Below are 6,690 nucleotides of genomic sequence, written 5' to 3' on the forward strand. Positions count from 1 at the left end.
AAATGCAAACTGGAATGGGGGATGCTGTCTTTGCTCCTCTGTATCAAGTCCTCAAGCAACGGGGCGTTAAGTTTAAATTTTTCCACAAAGTAACCAACCTCGGACTCGACGCCGATAAAAAAGCGATCGCCACCATCACTATCGCTCGTCAAGTCAACCTCAAAAGCGAAGAATACCAACCCCTGATTACCGTCAAAGGCTTGCCCTGCTGGCCCAGCGAACCTCTCTACGACCAAATTGAAGGTGGCGAATCACTTAAATCCGTCAACTTAGAATCTTTCTACAGCAGCCATGTGGATGTGGGGTCAGAAACCCTAACCTACAAAGAGGATTTCGATCGCGTGGTACTCGGCATCCCGGTGGCCTCCTTCCCCTATATTTGTCCCGAATTGCTAGAAGCGAACCAAAAGTGGCGAGACATGGTTTATCAAATCAAAACCGTTCAAACCCAATCGTTGCAGGTTTGGCTCAAACCAGACAATGCAGGATTGGGATGGCCTTTATGGATGAAACAAAACCCAATTGTGGATACCTATCTCGAACCCTTCGACACCTGGGTGGATATGAGTCAGGTACTATGTCGCGAATGCTGGCCTACCACTCACGATCCAAATCAAGTGGCTTATTTTTGCAGCGTCCTTCCCGGTCCCGACTTGCCTCCTCCTCCCACACAAAACCACTTTCCCACTCAAGCGATGAACCAAGCCAAAGCAAATGCTCTCAATCTGCTTGAACAAAACATGAAGGATCTGTGGCCGAACGCTTACGGAAAGGAGGGCTTCAACTGGAACCTCGTGGTGGATCCAGAAAATCGTCAGGGGAAGGAACGGTTAAACGCCCAATATCTGCGCGTGAATGTCGATCCCTCAGAGCGCTACGTCCTCGCCGTAGCGGGTAGCTCTCAATATCGACTCAAAACCGATAAATCGGGCTTTTCCAACCTTTATCTCACTGGTGATTGGATTGACAACGGCTTCAATTCGGGGTGTGTTGAAGCCGCAGTGATGTCGGGAATGCAAACTTCCCGAGCGATTTGCGGCTACCCGCAGCAGATTGTCGGCGAAGATTTTTAAACCTTCCGCATTCCAGTTCGTTCGACTCCTCACAACCAAGGTTCTATTCATTTCATCAACTCTGCCATTTGATAGGTAACGATCTATGACCCTCGTACTTCCCGGCTATACCATTCGCGCTTTGCTTTATGAAGGCCCTCATACCACTGTTTATCGAGCCACCCAGGAGGACGAATCCCTGTCCGTGATTCTGAAAGTCTTGCAAAAAGAATATCCGACGCCCACAGAAATCGCTCAATTCAAACAAGAATATCACCTGGTTAAAAATTTAGATAATCCGCGAATTGTTAAGGCTTATCGATTAGAAGCGTATCAAAATACGTTGGTTTTAGTTTTAGAAGATTTCGGCGCAGAATCCCTGGATATTTTTTGAGAAAATCGCCGCCTAGAACTGCTGGATTTTCTCAACATTGCCATTGAGCTAGCCGCTTGTTTAGAAGACCTTCACCAGCATCAAATCGTTCATAAAGACATCAAACCATCTAATATTACCATTAATCCAGAAAGCGGAGAAGTTAAATTAATCGATTTTGGGTTAGCGATCGCGATCGCAAGCGAACAACAAAATGTCACCACTCCTGATTTGCTAGTCGGCACTCTGGCTTATATGTCCCCGGAGCAAACCGGACGGATGAACCGTTCTCTGGACTACCGCACTGATTTTTACTCCCTGGGTATCACCTTCTATGAAATGCTCACCGGCAAGCTCCCTTTTGATGCCAGTGATGCAATGGGATGGGTTCATTGTCATATTGCCGTGGAACCCGTAGCCCCTGAAAAGCTCGACCCCAGCATTCCCCAACCGATATCCGATATCGTAATGAAGCTACTGGAAAAAACAGCAGAAGCACGATATCAAAGTGCAGTTGGACTGAAAACCGACTTAAAAACCTGTCTCGAACGATTGCAAAAAACCGGGAAAATTGAAAGCTTTCCCCTGGCTCAATACGATTTCACAGGTCAGTTACTTATCCCACAAAAACTCTACGGTAGAGAAAGGGAAGTAGACGCACTGAGCGAAGCATTTAATCGGGTTACTGAGGGAAGAACTGAACTGATGCTGGTTGCGGGGTACTCGGGAGTCGGAAAATCTGTTTTAGTGCAGGAACTTTACAAGCCCTTGGTGCAGCAGCGGGGTTATTTTATCTGGGGAAAATTCGACCAGTTTAAGCGCAACGTTCCCTATAGTGCGCTGATTCAAGCCTTCCGGGACTTAGTACGGCAACTGCTCACTGAAAGCGAAGAAGCGATCGCCACTTGGAAAGAAAAGCTGCAAGCAAACCTCGGGCCAAATGGGGCAGTCATTATTGATGTGATTCCCGAAGTCGAGTTGCTGGTTGGCAAGCAACCGGAAGTGCCTCATCTCGGCCCGAGTGAATCTCAAAACCGCTTTAATTTAGTGTTTCAAAAATTCGTTAGCGTTTTTACCCGTATCGAACACCCCCTCGTTCTGTTTCTCGACGACCTCCAATGGGCAGATTCAGCCTCCCTCAAACTACTCCAACTGCTGCTCGTCAATGCTCGAAAACAGGCATTTTTATTAATAGGTGCTTACCGCGATAATGAAGTAGTTTCCGCTCACGCTTTGACGCAGACTCTCCAGGTCATTCAAACCAGCGCAACTCGCATCAATCAACTGCAACTCCAGCCTTTATCCCTGCATTGTATCAGTCAATTGCTGGCGGATAGTCTCCATTGCTTGCCCACAAGCATTCAATCCCTAGCAAAACTGCTCCTGGAAAAAACGGATGGAAATCCCTTCTTTTTAACGTAAATTTTGCAATTAATCTATCAAAAAAAAACTGCTTTACTTTGATTGGAACGAGCTACACTGGTGCTAGAATTTAGAAGGCATAAAAACCTTAGAACATTCTGAAAACGTCATTGAAATAACCGCCAGCAAAATCAAACAACTTTCCCAACAAACGCAAGAGATGTTACAACTCGCTGCTTGCATTGGCAATCAGTTCGACCTAAAAACCCTCTCCACGGTTTCCCAACAATCTCCCGCCACCGTTGCCCGAGAACTGTGGTTACCCCTGAAAGTCGGCCTGCTCGTTCCCCTGAATACGGCTTATAAATTTACTCACGTTTTGGACGAACTGGAACGGGAATTAGTAGACTCTATAGACCTGAAGCTTGAATATAAGTTTTTGCACGATCGCGTCGCCCAATCTGCTTATTCCTTAATTCCCGCTTCTCGCGAAAAAGAAATTCACCTGAACGTGGGCAGGCTTTTATTAAAAAATACACCCCCGTCAGACCTGGAAGATAAACTCTTTGAGATTGTTAATCTCCTCAACATTGGCTCAGAACTGGTGGATGACCCCCAGGAGTGCGATCGGTTAATAGAACTCAATTTAATGGCGGGTCGAAAAGCAAAAGCCAGCAACGCTTATGAGGCAGCCATTAGCTATTTGGCCACCGGGATAGACTTGCTCTCGCCCAATAGCTGGGACACTCAATACTCCCTCGCCCTCGATTTATATGTGGAAAGAGTCGAAGCGGAATTTTTAAATACCAATTTTTCTCAAGCCGAAACTTTGGCCGATCTCGTTCTCGATCGCGCCAAAACTTTGCTCGATAAAGTCAAGGTTTACGAACTCAAAATACCGTTTTACATTTCGCAAAACAAAATGCAGCAGGCGGTAGATACCGCTCTGTCCGTGTTAAAATTGCTCGGTATTTCTCTGCCTCAAAAACCTAACTCCCTGCAACTCGGTGTTGGATTAATCCGCACCAAATTAACCATCGGTCGAAAATCTCCCTCGGATTTAGAAAATTTGCCAGAAATGACGGATCCCTACAAATTGGCAGCAATGCGGATCTCAGTTTCAGCCATTCCAGCTATCTACATGACCAATCCCGAACTGCTACCTTTGATTATCTTTACGATGGTCAATCTGTGCGTCAAATATGGCAATTCTTCCCTTGCCAGTTATGCTTACTGCATGTATGGACTCGCTTTATGCGGCCCGCTTGGGGATATTGAGGCAGGCTATCCGTTCGGACAATTGGCGCTGAGGCTTGTAGAAAAATTTGAAGCGAAGGAACTCAAGGCCAAAGTTTACACCGTTTTTAATATCTTTGTGCGTCACTGGAAAGAATATTTAGGGGAAACGCCTCCGGCGTTATTGGAAGCCATTCAAAGTGGATTTGAAACCGGAGATTTAGAATATACCGGCCACTTTTCTGCTTTTTACTGTTTGCATCACTTTTTTATGGGTAAACCTCTAGAGTTAGTAGAGGAAAAACTCAGGTATTACAGCGAATTAATGACAAAATTCAAGCAAGATTTTATCGTAGTTTATCTGACAATGTACCAACAACTTGTGGTGAATTTGCAAGAAGAATCGGAAGACCCTTGTAAATTAACGGGTGAATATTTTGATGAAACCGCATCCATGCCCATTTTGATTCAAACCGGCAATCGCTCCGCTTGTTTGTTTTTTTATGTGGCTAAAATTATCGTGCTTTATCTGTTGGGGGACTTTGCGGGGGCGGTTGAAAATTCCCGAAAAGCTACACCCTATCAAGATGCAGTGGCAGGTTTAACCCTGAGTGCCGAATACAATTTTTATTCTTCGCTATCTTTACTGGCACAGTATCCTCATGTTTCCCAGTTAGAGCAAAAGCAGTTTCTCAAGAAAGTAAATGCCAACCAAAAGCAAATGAAGAAATGGATGCATCATGCACCTGCGAACCACCAATACAAATACGAGCTTGTAGAAGCGGAAAAAGCTCGGGTTTTGGGATAAGCACTAGAGGCGATGGCACTTTATGACAAAGCCATTGAATCGGCGCAAGAGCGTGAGTGCCTTCGGGTATCGGCGATCGCCTGGGAACGAGCGGGAGAATTTTATTTAGCCCTAGGTCGGCAAAAAGTAGCTCAAACCTACTTAAAGGAAGCCCGCTATGCTTATCTGCGATGGGGTTCTACTCCCAAAGTTCGCGATTTAGAAGCTAAATATCCACAGGTACTGGACTCTATTTCTGCCAAGGGAACCGCCCAGGATGCTAGTAAATATTATGACTATTCTATCACTGGCTCTCGAGATTCACAAGCACTGGATCTGACAACTGTAGTCAAAGCATCTCAAGCCATTTCTGGAAAAATTAAATTCGCAGAACTCCTTGAAAGCTTAATGCAGTGTTTAGTGGAAAACTCCGGTGCCCAAAAAGCCTTTTTACTTTTATATGAAAAGGAAAAACTCAAAGTCAAAACCTCTATACAAGCGGGGGGAGAATTGATATCTGGGAAGTAAAGACGCAACAATATACCGAAAATATGCCGACTTCGGTTGTAAATTATGTGGCACGGACACAAAATGATGTTGTGTTAAATGATGCAACAAAAGAAGGGCTTTTTACCCAAGACAGTTACATTCTCCAAAACCAAGTTTATTCTGTCTTGTGCGCTCCAATTCTTCACCAAGGTCAGCTAAGGGGAATCGTGTATTTAGAAAATAATCTCACCACGGGAGCCTTTACACCAGAACGGCTCGAACTGGTCAAAATTATTTCCGCCCAAGCTGCCATCTCCCTGGAAAACGCCCAACTCTACCGTACCCTCGAAGATAAAGTCATCGAACGCACCGCCCAACTCGCCGCCGCCAACGAAGAAATTAGCGCTCTCAACGAGATGCTGAAATCGGAAAACCTCCGCATGAGTGCCGAACTGGACGTCACTCGGCAATTGCAACAGAAAATGCTACCGCGAGAGGAAGAATTGCAACAGATTCCCGACCTAGAAATCTCCGGATTTATGCAACCGGCAGAGGAAGTCGGCGGAGATTACTACGATGTCCTCAACTATGATGGACGGGTTAAAATTGGGATTGGCGACGTCACCGGACATGGATTAGAAAGCGGGATGTTAATGGTGATGGTTCAAACCGCCGTGCGAACTTTACTTGCCAATCAGGAAACCGATTATGTCAAGTTTTTAACTAGCATAAACCGCACCCTATACGATAACGTGGTGCGCATGAGGACGGAGAAAAACTTGACTCTGGCTTTACTTGATTATACTGATGGAGTGCTGCAGATTAGCGGACAACATGAAGAGATTATTGTCGTCCGGTCACTCGGCGAAATCGAGCGGGTTGATACGATAGATTTAGGATTCCCGATTGGGTTGGATCTCGAAATTACGGATTTTATCGCCCAAGCAGAAGTGCAGTTAAATCCCGGGGATGGTGTGGTACTTTACACTGATGGGATTACGGAAGCGGAAAATCTGGCTGGAGAACAGTATGGGTTAGAACGACTGTGCGAGGTGGTGTCGAAAAATTGGCACTTATCGGTTGAAGAAATCCGCCAGATGGCAATTAAAGACCTGCGCCGATTTATTGGGGAGCAAAAGGTGTTTGATGATATTACGATTGTGGTGTTGAAGCGACGGTAAGGCGTAGTGCGGCATCGGGTCGATCGCTTCTGCAATGCGCCGCCCTGTAGTTTTCATATTGTGTGAATGGGCGATCGCCCTATGCGATCGGGCGGTAGGGGTCCGGGATTGAAAACAGGGGTGACGCATCGGAGGTGGGGTTTCCCGGCGGTAGGGAAACCCGTTGGCGAGAGAAAAATTATGGAAAACTTTACCGAAACAATTTAAAGA

General features: G+C 45.8%; 5 protein-coding genes and 1 pseudogene. All 6 read left to right on the forward strand.

All coding sequences use genetic code 11. From position 1 onward, the window contains the following. The first annotated feature begins 14 nt into the window (after positions 1-14). The 6 genes and pseudogenes from AC0QH1_RS04845 (at position 15) to AC0QH1_RS04870 (ending at position 6,480) form a co-directional block, all read left to right on the forward strand. Positions 15-1,073 (forward strand): hypothetical protein, encoded by a 1,059-nt coding sequence (locus tag AC0QH1_RS04845; RefSeq protein WP_324629780.1) that lies wholly within the window; start codon positions 15-17, stop codon positions 1,071-1,073. Positions 1,074-1,158: 85 nt separating this feature from the next. Beyond that, a pseudogene (locus tag AC0QH1_RS04850) lies at positions 1,159-1,917 on the forward strand (serine/threonine protein kinase); the annotation flags it as partial. Then, positions 1,894-2,847, forward strand: a complete 954-nt coding sequence (locus tag AC0QH1_RS04855; protein ID WP_324629786.1) for an ATP-binding protein — start codon at positions 1,894-1,896, stop codon at positions 2,845-2,847. The pseudogene AC0QH1_RS04850 and the gene AC0QH1_RS04855, both read left to right, overlap by 24 nt. Before the next feature lie 160 nt (positions 2,848-3,007). Beyond that, positions 3,008-4,831, forward strand: a complete 1,824-nt coding sequence (locus AC0QH1_RS04860; RefSeq protein ID WP_324629781.1) for an ATP-binding protein — start codon at positions 3,008-3,010, stop codon at positions 4,829-4,831. A gap of 12 nt (positions 4,832-4,843) precedes the next feature. Then, positions 4,844-5,338: a hypothetical protein gene (locus tag AC0QH1_RS04865; RefSeq protein WP_324629782.1), complete on the forward strand. Its 495-nt coding sequence runs from the start codon at positions 4,844-4,846 to the stop codon at positions 5,336-5,338. A 47-nt stretch (positions 5,339-5,385) separates the two neighbouring features. Next, the gene (locus tag AC0QH1_RS04870; protein WP_442957279.1) at positions 5,386-6,480 is read left to right on the forward strand and encodes a SpoIIE family protein phosphatase; all 1,095 of its coding nucleotides are present in this window, start codon (positions 5,386-5,388) and stop codon (positions 6,478-6,480) included. Positions 6,481-6,690: the final 210 nt, after the last annotated feature.

The sequence above is a fragment of the Phormidium sp. CCY1219 genome, assembly GCF_055795085.1.